We start from the raw sequence: 19,565 nt of genomic DNA, 5'->3' as shown, positions 1-19,565 counted from the left end.
ATGATAAATCTGTACAACATTTAGAGAGGGGTATCATTCATGCAGCGTGTTCCACAGCGAACTCGTCGTCACCGCAAAAAAGGCCGACTAATTCTACTAATTATCATTATTTTAGCGGCCATTATCGGCATCCACCATTTCACATCACTAGACGCCCGGCTCAAATCCAGCTGGAATAAGGTCGTCTACACCTCCAGCGACCGGGTTAGCATCGCCGTTTATTCACCAAAGACGCATAAAACTTACCAGTCCACCAATGCGCCGAACCATAAGTTCCACACCGCCAGCACCGTCAAGGTCAGCATCCTGGCGGGAATCTTGGCCAAGCAGCACGCACCGCTAACCAGTACTCAGGAGGCACTTGCCAAGGCAATGATTGAGCAAAGCGATAACGACGCTACGACCGAATTATTTACGACGTACCTGGGTGGCAAGGCCGGACTGCAGGCAACCTTCGATAAATTTGGCATGAAAAACTCAGTGGCCAGCCAAACCTGGGGACTCACCACTACCACCCCTGCCGACCAGATTAAATTGCTCAACAATATCTTCTATCGTTCTAAGGTCCTCACCAGCCAGGACCGGGCCCTGATCCGCAGCATGATGAGCAACGTCGAATCCGACCAGGCCTGGGGAATCTCTGCCGGCAGCAAGCACTACGCCATCAAAAACGGTTGGCTCTCTTACGGCAATGATAATTGGATCGTCAACAGTATCGGCTACGTCAAGAACGACAATGGCACGGATTATACGATCGCCATCTACACCGACAACAACGACAGCATGGTCACTGGTCAGCAAACGATCGAACAGCTGGCCCGGGTCACTAAGCCGCTGATGAAATAGCCGTGGTAGAATAACCGCAAAGGAAGTGTCAGTGATGGATATTAAAACCAATTATCTTGATCTCGCCGATGGCAACCGAATGCCCCAGGAAGGCTTCGGACTTTACAAGGTCGACGGTCAGGAGACAATGAACGCATCGATCAAGAGTGCCTATGATGCCGGCTACCGGCTCTTCGATACCGCCCAGCTCTACGGCAACGAGCAGGAGGTCGGGACCGCCTTCAAGGAGCTGGAAATTCCGCGCGACCAGATCTTTGTCACGACCAAGGTAGCCGAGAATAATCAAGGCTACGATCAGGCCATCGCCTCGGTCAAGGAGTCGCTGAAGAAGCTGCAAATGGACCACGTCGACCTGCTCCTAGTTCACTGGCCGATCGAACGGGCCTTTTTCGAAACCTGGCGGGCCTTCGAAGACATGAAAAAAGCCGGGCTGACCCACTCCATCGGTGTCAGCAACTATCAAATGATCCACCTCCAGTACCTGGCCACCAAGGCCCGCGAAATGCCGGTGGTCGACCAAATCGAGCTTCATCCCCTGCTGACCCAAAAGCCGCTGCTGAAGTTCAATCAGGACCAGCAAATCGTCACCCAGGCCTGGAGCCCCCTTGGCCGCGGCGCCGTGCTGGGTGAGGAAGTCTTAAAACGGATTGCGGATGTCCACCACAAGTCACCAGCCCAGGTCATCCTCCGCTGGCACCTGCAAAACGGCGTCTCCTTCATTCCGAAGTCGGTCCACGCCGCCCGCATCCAGCAAAATGCCGCCATCTATGACTTCACGCTCACGGACGATGAGATGGCCCAAATCGACGCCCTCAATAAATATCAGCGGACCGGACGTGAGCCGGAGCTGACCTACGAATATGACAAACAATATTAAGGGACTTGAAATGACTGCCAAGCGGCGGTCGTTTTTTTATGTACTCTTTCACGAAGTCGGTTGAATCCTACGGTCGGCAAGCTTACATGCTGTTTTCAAAAAGTGCTGAAACACTGGCAATGGAAATGTTTCCATTTTGTTTTGATAAACGTTTGACATTTTAGTTTGGACATAGTATATTAATCACGGATTCAAAAATGATAAACGTTTAGCAATCAAGAATTCAAGGAAAGAAAGAGTAACTGATAAATTATGAACACTAAACATTCTATGATTACCAAACTGGCATTCCTCTCCGTTTCATTCGTGGTGACGAGTGCCTACGCCATTCAGGGGTCCTTACCCCAATTGAAAGCGGCACTGGGTATTAGCCAGACGCAATCGGAATACCTGGTCACCACCCCATCCTTTGCCGTCATGATCTTCGTGGTTCTCTCCCCACTGATTCAGGAATGGTTCCACATTTCTGACAAGAAGATTATCATGGCTGGGGTGGGCATCGTCGGGGTCGCCGGGTTGGTTCCCTTCTTTGTCAACAACTATCTGACGATCCTGATCTCGCGACTGATTCTCGGAGCCGGATTCGGGCTCTACAACTCGCAGGCGATCTCGCTGATTTCTGTCTGGTATGACGGCACCGAGCGGGCACAAATGCTGGGCTGGCGGGCCGCAGCCGAACAGATCGGTCAGGCCTGCACCCTATCGATCGCTGGGTTGATCCTGAGCGTGGCCGGCTGGCATGCATCCTTCCTGGTTTACGCCCTGGCCTTCATCGTCCTGGTCTTCTTCGCAATGCGGGTTCCTGAGGATACGGCCTCTGAGGATGTCGACATTGACGAAGACAGCTTGGCAGACGAGCTGGGTGAGGATGAAACCAAGGAAATCACCAAAATCAGCCCAGTTGTCTACCTGCTCGTTTTCTTTGCATTTTTGCTGGTTGTCGACTATGTTGGAATGGAGAACCGTTTCCCTGGTCTGGCGGTCACAATCAAGGACAGCCACTACACCGGTTCCTCAATGTTCTTGTCACTGATGCTGATCGGGGCCACGCTGGGTGGGATCTGCTACGGGGCAATCCAAAAGCGGCTCGGCTTCGGGACCGTCTACCTCGGCCTCGGCTTAATGGCTCTGTCGAACTTCCTGTTTGGTTTTGCCGGCCATAATTTCGTCCTGATGGTCATTGGGCTCCTGCTGATTGGCTTCCCGCTGCAGCTGGTTTCGCCGTTGATTTTCAATCTCTTACCAGACCTGGCGCCGGCCAACCGGCAGCCACTGGTAACGTCCTTGTGCCTGATCGGCTTTAACTTTGGTTCCTTCTTCTCACCAACGATTGCCGAGTGGACCAATCATCTGTTAGGCCAACCGCTGGCCGGGATGGGACTGGCCGCACCGTTCCCAATCTACGGAATCGTGCTGCTGATCATCGCCTTGATTATTTTTGTTGCAACTCGTCGTTCTGCTCAACACTAGATTTAATTTATTTGGAGGTTTTCTACCATGCCTATTCAAAACAAAGCAATGTTAATCACCTATTCTGACTCCATGGCCAAGAACATTAAGGAAACCCATGAAGTCTTGAAGGAATACATCGGTGACGCCATTGGTGGTGTTCACCTGCTGCCATTCTTCCCATCAACCGGTGACCGTGGTTTTGCTCCATACCGTTACGACGTTGTTGACTCCGCATTCGGTGACTGGGACGATGTTGAAGCCCTGGGTAAGGACTACTACCTGATGTTTGATTTCATGATCAACCACATTTCCAAGAAGTCCGTGATGTACCAAGACTTCAAGAAGAACCACGACGCTTCCAAGTACAGCGACTTCTTCATTCGCTGGGAAAAGTTCTGGGAAGCTGCCGGCAAGGGCCGTCCTACCCAAAAGGACATTGACCTGATCTACAAGCGGAAGGATCGGGCTCCTGAACAGGAAATCGACTTTGACGACGGGACCAAGGAACACCTCTGGAACACGTTTGGTGAAGAACAGATCGACATCAACGTCAAGTCCAAGGTAGCCAACGAATTCTTCAAGGAAACTCTGACCAGCATGGTTAAGCACGGTGCCGACCTGATCCGGCTGGACGCCTTTGCTTACGCCGTTAAGAAGGCCGACACCAACGACTTCTTTGTTGAACCAGAAATCTGGGACCTGCTCGAAGACGTTCGCAAGATCCTGGCCCCTTACAAGGCTGAAATCCTGCCAGAGATCCACGAACACTACACGATGCCACAAAAGATCTCGAACCACGGCTACTTCATCTACGACTTCGTGCTGCCAATGACCACCCTGTACACCCTGTACTCCGGTAAGACCAACCGCCTGGCCAACTGGCTGAAGATGAGCCCAATGAAGCAGTTCACCACCCTGGACACCCACGACGGGATCGGGGTTGTCGACGCCAAGGACATCCTGACTGACGACGAAATCGACTACACTTCCAAGGAACTCTACAAGGTCGGTGCCAACGTTAAGAAGAAGTACTCCAGCGCTGAATACCACAACCTGGACATCTACCAGATCAACACCACTTTCTACTCCGCCCTCGGTGACGACGACCGTGCCTACCTGATGGCCCGGGCATTCCAGATCTTCGCCCCTGGTATTCCAATGGTTTACTACGTCGGTCTTCTGGCCGGCTCCAACGACCTGGAACTCCTCGAAAAGACCAAGGAAGGTCGGAACATCAACCGTCACTACTACACCAAGGAAGAAGTTGCCAAGGAAGTTCAACGCCCAGTCGTTGCCAACCTGCTGAAGCTTTTGTCCTGGCGGAACAAGTTCGCTGCCTTTGACCTGGATGGTTCCATCAAGGTGGAAACGCCAACCGACACGACCATCAAGATCACCCGGACCGACAAGGATGGCGCAAACGTCGCCGTTCTGGACGCCGACGCAGCTAACAAGACCTTCACCATTACCGCTAACGGTGAAGAGGTCTTCGCTCAAAAGTAATTTCTCAATCACGTTTCCATAATTAGCAAGCACCCATCTACAATCTCTCTCAATTCAATTCACTAAAAGCTTGTTAATTAAAACCACGGATGTTGGTTTTCAGCCCTTGCCGCCCAGGCAGGGGCTGTTTTATTACCCCAATCAAAAAAGGACGGGCGCCATCAAAAGTGCTCGTCCTTCTTTAATTCAGATTACTTTTACTTAGTCCACGCAGAGCTTCTTAATTGCCTGGGCAAAGATCTCCATGGCCTTGAACATGTCCGGCAGTGGCCACTGTTCGTTGGCCTGGTGCATGTAGTCCGGCGTCGTCGGCAGCATCCCCCCGAAGGCCACACAGTTGTGCATGGTCCGGGCAAAGGTCGCCCCACCTGAAATCTGTGGAGTGGCCGTGGTGTCGCCGGTCTGGTCCTTGTAGACCTCCATCAGGGTCTGAATCAGCTTGCTGTCCTTTGGCACGTAGAGCGGAGCCACGTAGTCAAACGGGGCGTACTTGAGCTCGTATGGGGCCACGTTTTCGTTCAGCTTGTCCAGCAGCTTGTCACGGTCGACGGTGACCGGAATCCGCAGGTCAATCTGCATCCGGGTCTCCTTCTCATTGATTTCCAGGCTGGAGATGTTGAAGGTCAAGTGACCGGACTCGTCCTTAACGTCCCCCAGCACGTTGGTCCCGGTGGCGTCCTCCTTGAAGAGCTTGCCAAAGAAGTCCAGCGGCTTGAAGTCAAAGACCTCGTCCAAGGCGATGGCCAGCCGGAGAACGGCGTTGGTTCCCTCCGGCGCCAGCATGGCGTGGACGGACTTCCCAATCACCGTGATGGACTTGTCATCACTGGTGTACTTGAAGTTGTGCCGGTCGAGGGCGGCCTTGACCTCGTCCTGCTTTGGACCATCGTAAACGGCCTTGTCAGGAACGGCGTTGAAGGCGTTCTTCAGGCTGATGTGCAGCTTGTCGGTGCCCGGGCCCACCAGGTAGGCCTGCTCCAGGCCCTTTTCGGCATAGATCAGTGGGAATTCGGCGTCCGGTGAAATCCCGATGTCGATCTGGGATTCCTTCTTGTTGTACTGGGCAATCCCCCGCCAGAGGATTTCCTCGTCGGTCCCGTAGATGAAACGAATCCGCTGGTTGAAATGGTAACCGGCATCCATCAAGGCCTTGACGGCATAGAGGGCCGCAATGCCAGGTCCCTTGTCATCCTGGGAACCCCGGCCATAGATGGCGTTGTTGACGACGGTGCCCTTGAACGGGTCGTGGTCCCAGGTAGCAAGATCCCCGGCTGGGACGGTGTCGAGGTGGCAGATCACCCCGAAGACTTTCTCGCCCTCACCGACCTCGGCATAGCCGTAGTAGCCGTCCGGGTCTTCGTAGGTCTTAAAGCCCAGCTCGTCGCAGATCTTCATCATTTCGTCGAGGGCGTTGCGGATCCCCCGGCCAAATGGTGCCCCATCCTCTGCCGGCTGGTTGTAGGACTGCACGGAAATCAGCCGTTCCAAGGTTTTAACGGCTTCTTGTTGCTCTTGTTCGTTTACCAATTGTGTCATGTTTACTCATTCCTTTTATAATACGGCGGCAACGCCTAAGAATACACAGGTAACAATAAAGAGATAAATCATCAATTTCAGCATCCACTTCCACCAAACGCTGACGTTGACGTGAGCGATCGCTAAGGCACCCATGACAACCCCGGAGGTCGGCGTGATCAGGTTAACCCAACCGGAAGCAGCCTGGTAAGCGGTGATGACCAGACTACCGGAGACGTGGGCGAAGTGGCCCAGCGGCCCGATAATCCCCATCGTCGCAGCGGCCAAACCAGAGGTCGACGGAATCAGGAAGGACATTGGAATGTAGAAAATGTAGGTCAGGATGATGAAGACACTCTGGGAAAGTCCCCGCAGGCCCGTTTCACCCCAGTGCAGGACGGTCCCGGTAATCATCCCGTTGTTCATGATGACCTGAATTCCACGAGCGACAGCAACGATGATCGCAACGCTCAGGAAATCGGCCATCCCCTTCATGAAGGCATCCATGAACTCGCCTTCCGTCATGTGGTAGACCCACATGATCAGAACGGACATGAAGAGGAAGAGCATGGTGATTTCGTTGAAGTACCAGGTCCCCAGTGGAGCAATATCATGACCGACCAGGTTGCCCAGGAACGGAATCCCGGTCAGCCACTTGGTGAACTTGTCAAAGAAGTTCCAGTGGGCGTTCAGGTTGGTCCACGGAACCAGCCCGAGGATCATGATGACGAAGGTCGCACCGAAGAGCCAAAGCACGGCCTTTTGCCGACCAGTCATCTGGTGCTCGTCGTCGGTCCGCGTCTTGATTTCGAACCGCTTCTCATCTTCGGCCCGCTGGTCGTAAATCAGTGACTTGGTCGGGTCCTTCTGAATGACGGAGGCGTAGTGGTAGACGTAGATGATGCTGACGGCGGTCGTGATAATCAATAGAAGGAGCCGTGAGCCCAGCCCGTCACCTGGCGAGATGTTCAGGGTCTGCGATGCAACTCCAGTGGCAAACGGGTTCACGGTCGAGGCCAGGCATCCAACCTGGGTCCCGACCAGGGCGATGGCAACGGCAACCAGTGAGTCGAAGCCGACCCCCATCATAACCGGAATCAACAGCGGGTAGAAGGCGATCGTTTCTTCACCCATCCCGTAAGTTGATCCCCCGATGGCAAACAGGATCATCAGGATTGGAATCAGCTGCTTTTCGCGGCCCTTGTAGCGGCGAACGATCGAACTGATCCCTTCGTTCAAAGCATCGGTCTTATTGACGACCCCCAAGAAGCCCCCAATAACCAGGATGAACAGGGAAACCGAGATCGCACCCTCGGTCTTCTTGTCCCCGACCATCCCGATGACCGGTGCCATGAAGACGTCCCAGATCCCCTGTGGTTTGCTGGAAACGGCCTTATAGGTCCCGGAAATGATGTTCCCGGCCTTATCCGTGGCGTAGGTCCCGGCCGGAATAATCCAGGTCAGGATGGCAATAATGACAATGATAATAAACAGAATCGTATAAGCAGTCGGCATATGGAACCGGTGCTTTTTCTTTGCTTCTGGCAAAATCCTCACCCCAAATCTAAAAATTAGTGCAGCAAAATCAAGCAAATAATTTCACAATTTAATTGTAGCTTGATTTGGAAGCGGCTTCAACACCAATTGAACAGATTACGGGTACTAATTCACCTGGTTTTTGACAAAAAATGTTATAATTATAGTGTTATTGGAGTTTTTTTGTGATGTGAGAGGAGATCTTTTTTATGGCAATGAATCCAAGTCAAGCACAGGACGTCTGGAAGGACGCCGGTGAACACGTTCAATTTACAGTACTCGAGCTCAACCGGGACGACCAAGCAAAGGAACAGGCGGCCATCCAAGAATTCGTCGACCACTACCAGGCGATCATCCGGTCGCTGCGGATCCGGGACAACAAGGGGAACCTAAAGGCCTCCCTGGGCTTCAGCAGTGCCGCCTGGGACTACCTCTTCCCGGACGCCCCAAAGCCAAAGGAGTTGGAACCTTATCAAACCATTTCCGGTGACAAGTATTCGATGCCGGCCACGAAGGGTGACATCTTCCTTCACATTCGGGCCAACGACGAGGCCGTCGTCTACGAGATGGTCTCCCAGTGCATGCTTTTCTTGAAGGACTACACGACCGTCGTTGACGAGACCAAGGGCTTCCGTTACTTCGAGGGCCGGGCGATCATCGGCTTCATCGACGGCACTGAGGCCCCGCAAGTCGAGGATGCTGCTGATTACGCCATCATTGGCGACGAGGATCCGTTCTTTGAAAACGGCTCCTACGCCTTTGCCCAGAAGTGGCGTCACCACATGGACATCTGGGACAAGCTGACCACCGAGGACCAGGAAAAGGCCGTGGGCCGGAAGAAGTTCAGCGACCTGGAATTGGAAGACCAGGAGAAGTTCAAGAACGCCCACAATGTTGCCTCCCAGGCCAAGATCAATGGCGTGGAGCAGAAGATCGTCCGGATGAACGTGCCGTATTCCGATCCGGCCTCCGGCATCACTGGGACCTACTTCATCGGCTATTCTCGTTATTGGAAGGTCACCAAGCAGATGCTGGAAAACATGGTGGAGAAGCACGACTACCTGCTTTCCTTCTCCGACATCCTGTCCGGTCAACTCTTCTTCATTCCGTCCCGGCCACTCTTGGAAAAGATCGCGGACGGCGAATTGAACAAGTAGTTGACAAGGTTCCGGTGGCTTGCTATGCTACTGGTAGTTAATTTACGGAGGGATCAAGCATTGAAGTTCTAATTCTACACAAGTTAAAGCATCGTTTGTTAATTGACACGGCAAGGGGTGCTCTAGGTAGAATTGCAGCTTAATCTTGATCACGGCGACTGGCAGCGGTCGGTTGTTTTTAGTATCAAAAAAGGGTCTACCCGGGGTGGTAGGCCCTTTTCGTGTTCCAATCCAGAAAGGAACGTGAGACAATAATGGGAAACATTTCAATTCGTCAGCTGACCTTCGCCTATCCGGGTAAGGATCCGCTCTTTGACCACAGCCAGATTGACATCGACGGCTCCTGGAAGCTGGGCCTGCTGGGCCGCAACGGTCGGGGCAAGACGACCCTGATGCAGATCCTCCTCGGCCATCGCGACTATCAGGGCCAAATCACCGCCAACCTGACCTTCTCCTACTTTCCCCAGGAGATCACCGACCCGGACGACCTTGCCTGGAACGCGATCAGTGCAGGCGCACCTCAGCTGGAGCAGTGGCAGGTGGAGCGGGAACTTAATCTGATGGGCGTCGACCCGGCCCTCCTCTGGCAGCCCTTTGGCACCCTCTCCGGCGGCGAACAGACCAAGGTTCTGCTGGCAGCCCTCTTCGCCGACCCGACCAGTTTTCCTCTCTTAGACGAGCCGACCAACCACTTGGATCAGCACGGCCGTCAACAGATCGCCGACTACCTGCGGGGCAAGCGCCAGGGATTCATCATCACCAGCCACGACCAGGACTTCCTTGACCGGGTGATCGACCACACCCTGGTAATTGAGCGCCACCAGCTGGTTCTGGAGCGGGGCAACTACTCGACCTACTTTGCCCAAAAAGAGCGCCGCGACCGGGAGGCGATCAGCACGAATGAGCAGCTGCACGCCGACATCAAGAACCTCAAGGCCGCCAAACAACAACGACTCCAGTGGGCCCAGCGCGCCGAGGGTGAAAAGAAACATAATTCGCACGCCGACAAGGGCTTCATCGGGGCCAAGGCTGCCCGGATGATGAAGAAGTCGACGGCGATGGCCCGACGACTGGACAAGGCCGCCACAGCAAAGACCGGCCTGCTCCAGGAGGTCGAAACCATCGTCCCGCTGACGATCAACCAACAGCCCAGCCACCAGTCGCCCCTCTTAACCCTCGCCGACGTTAGCCTCGATCTACCCGGCCGCCGACTTTTTGACCAGCTTTCCCTAACTGTCGACCAGGGCGAGCAGGTCGTTCTTTGCGGCGATAACGGCACTGGCAAGTCCAGCCTCTTCAAGGCGATCCTGGGCCGGTTTGAAGGCCAGGTAGGCGGGACGCTTACGATTGCCCATGGCACAACAATCAGCCTGGTGCGCCAGGATTACGCTGACTTTCATGGCAGCCTGAAGCAGTTTGCTCAAGACAACCACCTGCCGGAAGACCAGCTGCTTAACACGCTGCGCAAACTGGGGATGGAGCGGTCTAGCTTCACGACCCCGCTCGACTCTCTGAGCATGGGCCAGCAAAAGAAGGTCGAGCTGGCCCGGTCGCTTTTGACCCCCGCCCAGCTCTATCTCTGGGACGAGCCGCTCAACTATCTTGACACTTATAACCAGAACCAGCTGATCCGGTTGATCAAGCAGGAAAAGCCGGCAATGCTGATTATCGAGCACGACCGGCACTTTATTGATGAGATCGCCACGAAACGCGTTACAATCTAAGGTAATCCCAATCAAAGAAGGCACTAATTATGTGGCAACGAGAAACGTTTGATGAATTAACCACCAAGAAACTATTTGAAATCTACAAGCTGCGCAGCGCGGTCTTCATCGTCGACCAGAAGCGGATCGTCAATGACGTCGACGACAACGACTTGAAGGCCGTTCACGTTTATGACGAGCTCAACGGCCAGTTGGCCGCCTACGCCCGGGTCTTTTTGAAGGCGCCCGGCGTGGTCACTTTCGGCCGGGTAGTCACCGCTCCCGCCTTTCGTGGCCAGGGGCTGGGCAATGAATTGCTCCAGGAAATCATGGAGGCCATCAAGGATTATTTCCCGGGAAATGAAATCGAGATTGATGCCCAGGTGCCGGTCGAAGGCTATTATCGGAAGTTTGGCTTCACCACGGTCGGCGAACCATACAACCACGCCGGCTCGCCCCACATCAAAATGGTTCACCCGGCACTCTAATAATTGAAAACTGCACCTGACAAATCCGCAGATTTATCGGGTGCAATTTTTACTCTAACGCAAATTCAATTCATCTAGCCATTCCAGAAAGAGCGGGAACCACTGGGCCATGTGACGGTCGATCCGTTCGCGGTTGACAATCCCCGTGTACTTGTTGGCCAGGGCAATCCCGTGGTTACCGGTCCCAAACTCGTGCAGTTCAAACGGCACCCTCTGCTTGGCCAGGGCCACCGCGTAGGCATTGACGTGGTCCAGAAACGGGGTTAGGCCGTCGTTGATCGAGCCCCACAGGAAGGTCGCCGGAGTGCTGGCGGTCACCAACTGGCTGACGTCTTCCGTCTGAACTTTCATCCGATCGTCAATTGTCGGCTTGATCACCGGGTAGCCAAGGGCTGCAAACTTGGCCTTCGTATCCGGGCGGTTGCTATAGGCTGCGGCCAATTGACCACCGGCGGAAAAGCCGATGATCCCCAGCTTGGCGGTGTCGACGCGCAGTTCGGCCGCGTGAGCAACGATGTAGTCGAACGCCTGACTAATCGCCAGTTGGGCTTGTTGGTAATCCCGGTGTTTCAGGATCGGGTAGCGGACAACAAAGGACTGGAAGGCGTGGGTGGCAAAGGTCAAGGCCACCCGCTCCGAGTCGCGCTCCTTGATCTGCTTATAGCTACCACCAGGAATAATCACGACCGCCGGCAGGTCCACATCGCTGTTGCTCTGGTAGATATCGAGTGAGGAGTCAGCCTGGGAGAGCTTGACATTAGTAATTTTCATTTGATAAATTCCCTTCTCAATTAGTTTTATCGTCAATTGTACGCCAAATCAAAAAAGAATAGTAAGAATACTATTCCTTTTCGTTTAATTTATCGGTAATCAAATTTTGAAAATACAGCAGTTCGTCTCGCGTGGCCTTTTTGGTTATGAAGTTCTTCGCCTTGCTTTTTAGCTGGTTGCGGTAAATTACCTCTTTATGTTTATCCTGGTAGCGCTTATTGCTTTCCAGTTTTCTTTGGTAAGCCTCTTCTGGCGTATATTTCCTAGCTCGTGGCAAACTATTACCCCTTTTTAATCATGTCCTTGATCTCTTGATATAAAGCTTTGCATTGCTTTATTCCTATAATTATAAAGATAGCAGCTAAACCATATATAGCAATTAGCAAAAGATACTTCATTTTACATTCTCCATTTTATTTAGTATAATAACATTAATTGAAAAAGGGGTAAGCGGTGCAACGCTCAACCCCTTTTATAAGCTATGTTAAGGCCGTTTCGAACGTGCCTTTTTCTTTATCCAGCGAATGAGCTGGGTAAGGTACTCGACTATCGTGAAAATGGCAACAAATGAGCCGCTATATAACGATAATAAAGTACCGATCTTCAAGAGTGTGTCATACAAGACCTCCACCACCTTTATCTAGAATCGGTGTTGATGTGTGGCCCTGTAAGCACTTAATAGCTTACATCTATATATTAACATTTTACTTTCATGTTGCCAACATGACAACAGTTTTAAAAACCACTCAACTCATTTCGAGAAGAGTGTTTTTTTCGTTCGTCTAAATTTTCTCCAGCGATACCTTGGTCGTCGGGGCCGGATATTCCTCATCGATCATCCTTAGTTCGTCTTCCGTCAGCTCCAGGTCCAAGGCCGCGATGTTGGCCTTGACGTGATCGACGGAACTGGCCTTGGGCAGGCTGAGGACATTGTTATTGCGGGTAATCCAGGCCAGCATCACCTGGTATGGCGTCGCGTGGTGGGCCGTGCCGATCTCGCGCAAGACCAGCGTCGGGTGGAGATAGTTCCAGCCGACCGCGTGGAAGGGCGAGTAGCCGAGGAAGCCAATTCCCCGCTGAGCTTGCCACGGCAAGAGGTCGTACTCAACGCCGCGGCTCGTGATGTTATAGAGGTCCTCGTTGGCAAAGACCTGGTCACCATCCGGCACCTTCAGGAGGTCCTCCATGTCCGCAACATCAAAGTTGGAAACTCCCCAGTGACGGATCAGGCCCTCCTGTTTGAGACTCTCCAGGCCGGCCACCGCCTGGGCAAGGTCGGCATTGGCCCGCCAGTGCAGAAGGTAGAGGTCCAGATAATCAGTCCCCAGTTGCTTCAGGCTGGCTTCCAGGCTGCGCCGCTCCTGATCCGGGGTCGCGTGGCTTGGCAGAACCTTGGAAACGATAAAGGTCTGTGAGCGGTCGAGGCCCTGCATCGCCCAACCGATAATCTTCTCGCTGCCCGGGTAGCTTTCCGCCGTGTCGACCACGTTGATCCCGTGGGTCAGGCCATAGCGAATTGCGGCGGCCTCATCTTCGGGCTGGCGGCCCAGGTCCGCCCCACCCAGGCCAATCTGGCTGAGTTTCTCACCCTTGATCGTTAAATACTTCATTTTTTCTACCTCCTTCGTGGATAACGCTTGGCAATCAAAACCTTGGTCGTCGTCCAGGGGCTACCCCACCAGCCATTGAAGCCGGTCGACAGCACCCGAATATCGTTGAAGCCGAGATTGCCTAACGCCCGTTGGTACTCATCAATGTAGGCACAATCGGTAATTACCAGTGTCCCGGCGGCCTTCAGTACCCGGCTGGCCTCCTGGACCGCCCGGCCGCGCTCCAAGGCGGGGCCGATGTTGTGGAAGGCCAGGTCGACCAGGACGTAGTCGAAGGAGCGGTCCGCAAAGTTCAGGTTGAAGACGTCGGCGTCAACCAGCTTAACCCGGTCGGCCACCTTAGCCGCGTTGATTCGTCCCTGGAGCTCCTTTTGGTCCTGGCGCCAGTCCCCCGTTCCGGTAACCTTGGCGGGGGCTGTCAAACTCTTCGCTATCAGAAGCAGGTCGTTGAACCGTCCGCCGCTGAGGTCTAAGATCTGATCGTGGCCGCCAAAGCCAAAGCGGTCAATCAATCCTTGCCAAACTCGCAGGTGCCCGGCCGTCATCGTGTGGGTGAGGATCAGGCCCCAGGCAGCCAATAGCACACCCCAGAGCAAGTTCCAATAGTGGGTGCTGATCAGGCTGTAAATCAGTCCACCGACCACTACCAGGATGTCCACGGCTAAGAGGGTCATAACGTTGATTCTACGTAACTTCATAATGCTTGCTTCCTTATCAACTGACAATATCGTTCAAGCGCTGAATATCTTCCAACTTACCGACCACGGTGACCTTGTCGCCCTCCTGAATCACGTCGTTGGCCTGGGGCATCTGGTTGACCTGATCGTCGGCACTGACGATGATGATCACGGTGACGTGAAACCTATTCCGAAAATCCAGCTCGTCCAGGCTCCGACCCACGAACTTCGGGTTGTCGATCACCACTTCAGCCAGGGTGGTCTCCTTGCTCAGGGTGACGTAATCGACGACGCTCGGGTTGAGCTGCTGGAAAACCAGCCGCTTGGCCAGGTCGTGCTCCGGCCGGACGACCCGGTCGGCGCCGACCCGTTCCAGCACCCGGGCGTGGTTGGCATTCTCGGCCCGGCAGGTCACGTCTTTGGCACCGAGGTCCTTAGCAATCAGGGTAGCCATGATACTGGCCTCGATGTTCTGTCCGATTGAAATGTAGACGTGGTCGAAACTGCCAATGTCGAGTTCGCGCAGTGCGTCCTCATCCTGGGCATCGGCAACCACAGCCCGCATGACCGAGTTGGCCAGTTCGTTGATAACTTCTTCGTTGATATCAATCGCCAGGACCTCCTGGCTGGCGGCGACCAGTGCTTCACAGATTGATGCGCCGAACTGGCCGATGCCGATGACGGCGTAGCTTTCTTTTTTAGCCAATTAAAACACTCTCCTCTGGATAACGGTAGCTCTTGGTCTTCGGCCGGGCGTTGAAGACCGAGAACATGACGGTGTAGATGCCGACCCGGCCGACGAACATCAGGATCATGATGATGATCTGGCCGATGAAATTCAGCTGGGGCGTGATCCCCAGCGAAATCCCGGTGGTCCCGAACGCTGCCACGGCCTCGAAAGTCACGTAGGACAGCGAATCGTGCTTCGGCAGGGCCTGGGTCTCAACCAGCAGCAGGACGGCGACGAAGAGGATCAGCAGGGCCACGAAGAGCAGGGTCAGCGCCCGGTAGACGTTCTCCTGGGTGAAGCGCCGGTGGGCAAACTCGGTGTCCTTTTGCCCACGCAATGTGGCGATGCTCTGAACGACCAGGAGTCCGACCGTGGTCGTCTTGATCCCGCCGGCCGTCGATCCGGGGGTCCCGCCGATGAACATCAGCAAAATCGTGAAGCTCAGCCCGGCCGCACTCAAGTTATTGTAAGGAAAGGTGATCAGCCCCGCGGTCCGCGGCGTGATCGCCATGAAAATCGTGTTGAGAAAGCGCTGCGGTGCCGAGAGCTGGCCGCTAAGCTGGGCCAGGTTATGCTCGGTCAGGAAGTAGACGATTACCGAGGTAACCATCAGGCCCCCCCCGGTGCGCAGGGCTAGCTGGGTATGCAGGGACAAATGGTGGTACTTATGATAGCCTAGGATATCCTTCCAGACCAGGAAACCAAAGGACCCAGCCAGGATCAGGACCGCCAGGACGCAGATCATGTAGGGGTCGTTGGCGTAATTCTCCATGCTATTGCCGAAGAGGTCGAAGCCGGCATTACAAAAGGCCGAGATGGCGTGAAAGAGGCTGTACCAAATTGCCCGCGTCAGGCCGTACTTCGGGTAGAAATCAAAGAACAAGAAGACGCTGCCGATCAGTTGGATCAAAATCGAGAGGCGGATAATCAGGTAGACCACGCTCAGTTGCGACAGGTGGTCGAGGTTCAAGGCCTCCTGGGTCAACAAGCGGGTCGACATCTTCATCCGCCGCCGAATCATTAGGGACATCATGACGGCAAAGGTCATGAAGCCCAGACCACCGATCTCCATCAAGGCGGCAATCACCACCTGGCCGAAGAGCGTCCAGTGCGTAGCGGTGCTCACCAGGGTCAGCCCGGTCACGCAGGTCGCACTGGTCGAGGTGAAGAGGGCCGTCATGAAGCTGGTAGCCAGTCCCGGCCGGGTCGCAAAGGGCAATTTGAGCAGGGCCGTGCCGAGGATGATCACCAAGAGGAAGCCAAAGGTTAGAATTTTGGGAAATGAATACTTATGTCCGCTGATCTCAATCATAATTTCACCCGCATTTGTTAATACCTTCATTATAAGCTTTTTCCCGCCTGATTACCGCCTTCAATTTCCGTTGATTGACTCAGGTAAGCGCTTACAGTACAATTAAGGTGTGTATCGTTGTGTCTTTGACAGAAAGGAGTCTGTCTCATGTATTATTCCAACGGAAACTATGAAGCCTTCGCTCGGCCACGCAAGCCGGCCGGAGCGGACAAGAAGCACGCTTACATCGTCGGGGCTGGGCTAGCCGGGCTCTCGGCCGCCGTTTTCCTCGTCCGGGACGGTCAGGTGCCGGGCAAGCAGATCCACGTTTTGGAAGAATTACCGATCGCCGGGGGCTCACTCGACGGTGCGGACCGGCCGGAAGCCGGCTTCGTCACCCGGGGCGGCCGGGAGATGGAGAATCACTTCGAGTGCATGTGGGACATGTACCACTCGATCCCATCCCTGGAGATCCCGGGCGCATCCTACCTCGACGAGTACTACTGGCTAGACAAGGACGACCCGAACAGCTCCAACTGCCGGCTGACCTACCAGCGCGGTAACGAGGTGCCGACCGATGGCAAGTACCTGCTCTCCAAGAAGGCCATCAAGGAATTGACCAAGTTAGTCTTGACGCCGGAGGACCAGCTGGGTACGAAGACGATCGGTGACTACTTCTCCGACGAGTTCTTCGAAAGCAACTTCTGGACCTACTGGGCAACCATGTTTGCCTTCGAGAAGTGGCACTCCCTCAAGGAAATGCGGCGCTACATGATGCGGTTCATCCACCACATCGACGGCCTGCCGAACTTCACCGCCTTGAAATTCAACAAGTACAACCAGTACGAGTCGATGACCAAGCCGCTTTTGGCCTACCTCAAGGACCACGGCGTCCAGTTCGACTACGACACCCAGGTGGAGAACGTCCTGGTCGACACCAAGGACGGCGAGAAGCACGCCAAGAAGATCGTCATGACCCAGGGCGGCGAGCACAAGGAGATCGACCTGACCGACGACGACCTGGTCTTCGTCACCAATGGTTCAATCACCGAGAGCACGACCTACGGCAGCCACCACGAGGCCGCCAAGCCGACCCACGAGCTGGGCGGCTCCTGGAAGCTCTGGGAGAACATCGCCAAGCAGTCACCGGCCTTCGGGAACCCGGACGTCTTCTGCAAGAACCTGCCGGACCGCTCCTGGTTCATTTCGGCCACGGCGACCGTCAAGAATCCGCAGGTTGAACCCTACATCGAGCGCCTGACCAAGCGGGACCTCCACGACGGCAAGGTCAACACCGGTGGGATCATCACCGTCACCGACTCCAACTGGATGCTCTCCTGGACGATTCACCGTCAGCCGCACTTCAAGACCCAGAAGGACAACGAAACGATCGTCTGGATCTACGGACTCTACTCCAACACCAAGGGGAACTACATCAAGAAGCGGATCGTCGACTGCACCGGTGAGGAGATCACCAAGGAATGGCTCTACCACCTCGGCGTTCCGGTGGCCCTGATCGACAAGTTGGCCGCCCAGGATTCGATCAACACCGTGCCGGTCTACATGCCGTTTGTCACCTCCTACTTCATGCCGCGGACCAAGGGCGACCGGCCGGCAGTCGTACCACAGGGTTCGGCCAACCTGGCCTTCATCGGCAACTTCGCCGAATCGCCGAGCCGGGACACCGTCTTCACGACCGAATACTCCGTCCGGACCGCGATGGAAGCCGTCTACACCCTGCTTGACGTCGACCGAGGTGTCCCAGAGGTTTACGGCTCAGTCTATGACATCCGGGACCTGATGCGGGCGATGTACTACATGAACGACCAGAAGCCGCTGGAAGACATCGACCTGCCGATCCCGAAGATGGTCGAAAAACCGCTGCTTAAAAAACTGGAAAACAACTGGATCGGGCAATTAATGCGTGAACAACACTTACTATAATCAATCGTCAAAAAGAGCTGCGCCAAAAATGACGCAGCTCTTTTATTCTATCTTTAATTTTCTAACCTAACCGGCTCCTCATAATAGAAGCCCTGTTGCAAGCACTGGGGATCGGCCTCAAAAACTTGCTGAGCAATCTCAAGCGAGTCCACTACTTCCACCACCATTTCGAGCCGGTGTGCGTGAGCAAAATCATCCCACTTCCGAAAGGTCGAATGCCAGTTAATGCAATTTTGGCGAAATTTCCACAGTGAGAGCTTAATTCGCTGAATATCATGACTAACCAATTGAATTGCCCGCCATTGATTTTGGCCGGTTCCAACATCATCCATCGCCACTTAATATCCTAACTGATGGAGCTGGTGAATGGCCACTGGCAGATCAACAACGGTCGCGGCATCCTGAATCGGGCGTTCCGTCACCTCAATCATCATCGTGTCCCGGTAACAGGAAAAATCCTGCAGGAATTGCCAGGTGCTGTCAAAGGCCAATTGGACCGGATCAATATTAATCCAATAGCTAGGCATCCCCACTTGATGTTCTTCCATCAATGGCCGCAAAACATTCCGTTTCCATCCCCAGAAACAATAATTTCCTTCTTCCGAGCCTAATAAACGCTGAAGCTGCTGCAGTGGTACCCGGCCACTTGCATCACGAATCAGCAATTCATAGTCTTGGGGATAGTATTTTGTACAACTATCAACTCTTAAAATTGGCTGGGCAAATAATTGCCAGTCAACCGCTGAACTCACCATCTACTCACCCCACTCTTTTACAATTATCCTCCGAATACCTTTCTTAACCTTTATGATAGTACCAATCACGCAAAATTGGTACAAATTTGAGCTCGTCCTTGACGTTTAGCCCGATATAGTTGTTCATCGGCCGCACGAAGACTACGGTGTGGATCGGTTTCCTCAGAACGAGCAATTCCACATGAGAAGCTAATCGTTAATCGCTGGCCCTCATCAAGCACAAAGGGATGGTTTTGGAGATGCTTTTCAATCTCCTGCATCGCCTGGGTGCATTTGGTCTCCTCAATCCCGTCAAAAACAATACAAAACTCCTCGCCCCCGAACCGATAAACAGCCACATTTTGTTGAAAACGTTCCTGCAAACTGGTCAATAGGTAGGTGGCAAAGCCCTTCAGAAGTTCATTGCCAGCTAAGTGGCCGTAACGATCATTGACCCACTTGAAGTGATCAATGTCCACGACCCCTAGTTTCAGGTCACCGCGAATATCGTTGCCCCGGGTATTTTCAACGAATTCGGAAAAGGCCCGGTAGTTTAGTAAACCAGTCAGCTCATCGTGGGTACTCTCATATTCCACCGCAGCGGAATAGTAAGCCCGCCGTGGCGACACGCCTTGAATCAAAATTCCCGATATGCTTCGATCCTTGGACGGTCGATCATATCGGGAGTTCTTTTATCTTATGCATGACAGTGTTCTTGGACCTCTTTTGTC

The 19,565-nt window shown here is 53.9% G+C and carries 18 protein-coding genes; 8 read left to right on the top strand and 10 right to left on the bottom strand.

Features of this window, described 5'->3' with window-relative positions:
- Positions 1 to 39 precede the first annotated feature (39 nt).
- From OCT58_RS00090 to gtfA, 4 genes are all read left to right on the top strand, one after another.
- Positions 40 to 846, top strand: a complete 807-nt coding sequence (locus OCT58_RS00090) for a serine hydrolase (RefSeq protein WP_267200784.1) — start codon at positions 40 to 42, stop codon at positions 844 to 846.
- A 34-nt stretch (positions 847 to 880) separates the two neighbouring features.
- Positions 881 to 1,723 (top strand): aldo/keto reductase, encoded by an 843-nt coding sequence (locus tag OCT58_RS00085; protein ID WP_267200783.1) that lies wholly within the window; start codon positions 881 to 883, stop codon positions 1,721 to 1,723.
- Positions 1,724 to 1,975: 252 nt separating this feature from the next.
- Positions 1,976 to 3,193 (top strand): MFS transporter, encoded by a 1,218-nt coding sequence (locus OCT58_RS00080; protein ID WP_267200782.1) that lies wholly within the window; start codon positions 1,976 to 1,978, stop codon positions 3,191 to 3,193.
- A 27-nt stretch (positions 3,194 to 3,220) separates the two neighbouring features.
- Entirely contained in the window at positions 3,221 to 4,678 is a 1,458-nt protein-coding gene (gene gtfA, locus OCT58_RS00075) for a sucrose phosphorylase (RefSeq protein ID WP_267200781.1), read from the top strand.
- A 201-nt stretch (positions 4,679 to 4,879) separates the two neighbouring features.
- Here the strand turns inward: gtfA and OCT58_RS00070 are convergent, their stop codons facing one another.
- Both OCT58_RS00070 and OCT58_RS00065 read right to left on the bottom strand, forming a co-directional pair.
- Positions 4,880 to 6,214, bottom strand: a complete 1,335-nt coding sequence (locus tag OCT58_RS00070; RefSeq protein ID WP_267200780.1) for a M20 family metallopeptidase — start codon at positions 6,212 to 6,214, stop codon at positions 4,880 to 4,882.
- Between the two features lie 15 nt (positions 6,215 to 6,229).
- Complete coding sequence (locus OCT58_RS00065; RefSeq protein WP_267200891.1) at positions 6,230 to 7,708, bottom strand: YfcC family protein; 1,479 nt, start codon at positions 7,706 to 7,708, stop codon at positions 6,230 to 6,232.
- Positions 7,709 to 7,938: 230 nt separating this feature from the next.
- On the opposite strand from OCT58_RS00065, the gene OCT58_RS00060 reads away from it, so the two are divergent.
- The 3 genes from OCT58_RS00060 to OCT58_RS00050 all read left to right on the top strand — a co-directional run bounded on the left by OCT58_RS00060 (position 7,939) and on the right by OCT58_RS00050 (position 11,077).
- The gene (locus OCT58_RS00060) at positions 7,939 to 8,886 is read left to right on the top strand and encodes a Dyp-type peroxidase (protein ID WP_267200779.1); all 948 of its coding nucleotides are present in this window, start codon (positions 7,939 to 7,941) and stop codon (positions 8,884 to 8,886) included.
- Positions 8,887 to 9,140: 254 nt separating this feature from the next.
- Positions 9,141 to 10,610 carry a ribosomal protection-like ABC-F family protein gene (abc-f, locus tag OCT58_RS00055; RefSeq protein ID WP_267200778.1) on the top strand — a complete coding sequence of 490 codons (1,470 nt, stop codon included), beginning with the start codon at positions 9,141 to 9,143 and terminating at the stop codon, positions 10,608 to 10,610.
- A 29-nt stretch (positions 10,611 to 10,639) separates the two neighbouring features.
- Complete coding sequence (locus OCT58_RS00050) at positions 10,640 to 11,077, top strand: GNAT family N-acetyltransferase (RefSeq protein WP_267200777.1); 438 nt, start codon at positions 10,640 to 10,642, stop codon at positions 11,075 to 11,077.
- A 54-nt stretch (positions 11,078 to 11,131) separates the two neighbouring features.
- Here OCT58_RS00050 and OCT58_RS00045 read toward each other — a convergent pair whose 3' ends face one another.
- The 5 genes from OCT58_RS00045 to OCT58_RS00025 all read right to left on the bottom strand — a co-directional run bounded on the left by OCT58_RS00045 (position 11,132) and on the right by OCT58_RS00025 (position 16,177).
- Positions 11,132 to 11,848 carry an alpha/beta hydrolase gene (locus OCT58_RS00045; protein WP_267200776.1) on the bottom strand — a complete coding sequence of 239 codons (717 nt, stop codon included), beginning with the start codon at positions 11,846 to 11,848 and terminating at the stop codon, positions 11,132 to 11,134.
- 782 nt (positions 11,849 to 12,630) lie between these two features.
- Positions 12,631 to 13,458, bottom strand: a complete 828-nt coding sequence (locus tag OCT58_RS00040) for an aldo/keto reductase (protein WP_267200775.1) — start codon at positions 13,456 to 13,458, stop codon at positions 12,631 to 12,633.
- Positions 13,459 to 13,463: 5 nt separating this feature from the next.
- Complete coding sequence (locus OCT58_RS00035; RefSeq protein WP_267200774.1) at positions 13,464 to 14,156, bottom strand: class I SAM-dependent methyltransferase; 693 nt, start codon at positions 14,154 to 14,156, stop codon at positions 13,464 to 13,466.
- Positions 14,157 to 14,172: 16 nt separating this feature from the next.
- On the bottom strand, positions 14,173 to 14,841 hold the full coding sequence (locus tag OCT58_RS00030) for a potassium channel family protein (RefSeq protein ID WP_267200773.1): 669 nt from the start codon (positions 14,839 to 14,841) through the stop codon (positions 14,173 to 14,175).
- Positions 14,834 to 16,177, bottom strand: a complete 1,344-nt coding sequence (locus OCT58_RS00025; RefSeq protein WP_267200890.1) for a TrkH family potassium uptake protein — start codon at positions 16,175 to 16,177, stop codon at positions 14,834 to 14,836. The genes OCT58_RS00030 and OCT58_RS00025 overlap by 8 nt, the downstream gene beginning before the upstream one ends.
- A gap of 147 nt (positions 16,178 to 16,324) precedes the next feature.
- Here OCT58_RS00025 and OCT58_RS00020 point away from each other — a divergent pair, with 147 nt between their 5' ends.
- The gene (locus tag OCT58_RS00020; protein ID WP_267200772.1) at positions 16,325 to 18,100 is read left to right on the top strand and encodes an oleate hydratase; all 1,776 of its coding nucleotides are present in this window, start codon (positions 16,325 to 16,327) and stop codon (positions 18,098 to 18,100) included.
- 53 nt (positions 18,101 to 18,153) lie between these two features.
- Here OCT58_RS00020 and OCT58_RS00015 read toward each other — a convergent pair whose 3' ends face one another.
- The 3 genes from OCT58_RS00015 to OCT58_RS00005 all read right to left on the bottom strand — a co-directional run bounded on the left by OCT58_RS00015 (position 18,154) and on the right by OCT58_RS00005 (position 19,475).
- Entirely contained in the window at positions 18,154 to 18,432 is a 279-nt protein-coding gene (locus OCT58_RS00015; protein WP_267200771.1) for a hypothetical protein, read from the bottom strand.
- 6 nt (positions 18,433 to 18,438) lie between these two features.
- On the bottom strand, positions 18,439 to 18,855 hold the full coding sequence (locus OCT58_RS00010; protein ID WP_267200770.1) for a hypothetical protein: 417 nt from the start codon (positions 18,853 to 18,855) through the stop codon (positions 18,439 to 18,441).
- A 65-nt stretch (positions 18,856 to 18,920) separates the two neighbouring features.
- A complete protein-coding gene (locus OCT58_RS00005; RefSeq protein ID WP_267200769.1) occupies positions 18,921 to 19,475 on the bottom strand; it encodes a GGDEF domain-containing protein in 555 nt (184 codons plus the stop codon).
- Positions 19,476 to 19,565: the final 90 nt, after the last annotated feature.

Source organism: Limosilactobacillus kribbianus (assembly GCF_026413145.1).
GTDB lineage: Bacteria > Bacillota > Bacilli > Lactobacillales > Lactobacillaceae > Limosilactobacillus > Limosilactobacillus kribbianus.
The sequence above is the reverse complement of the archived record's forward strand: the minus strand, read 5'-3'. Positions and strand labels throughout refer to the sequence as shown.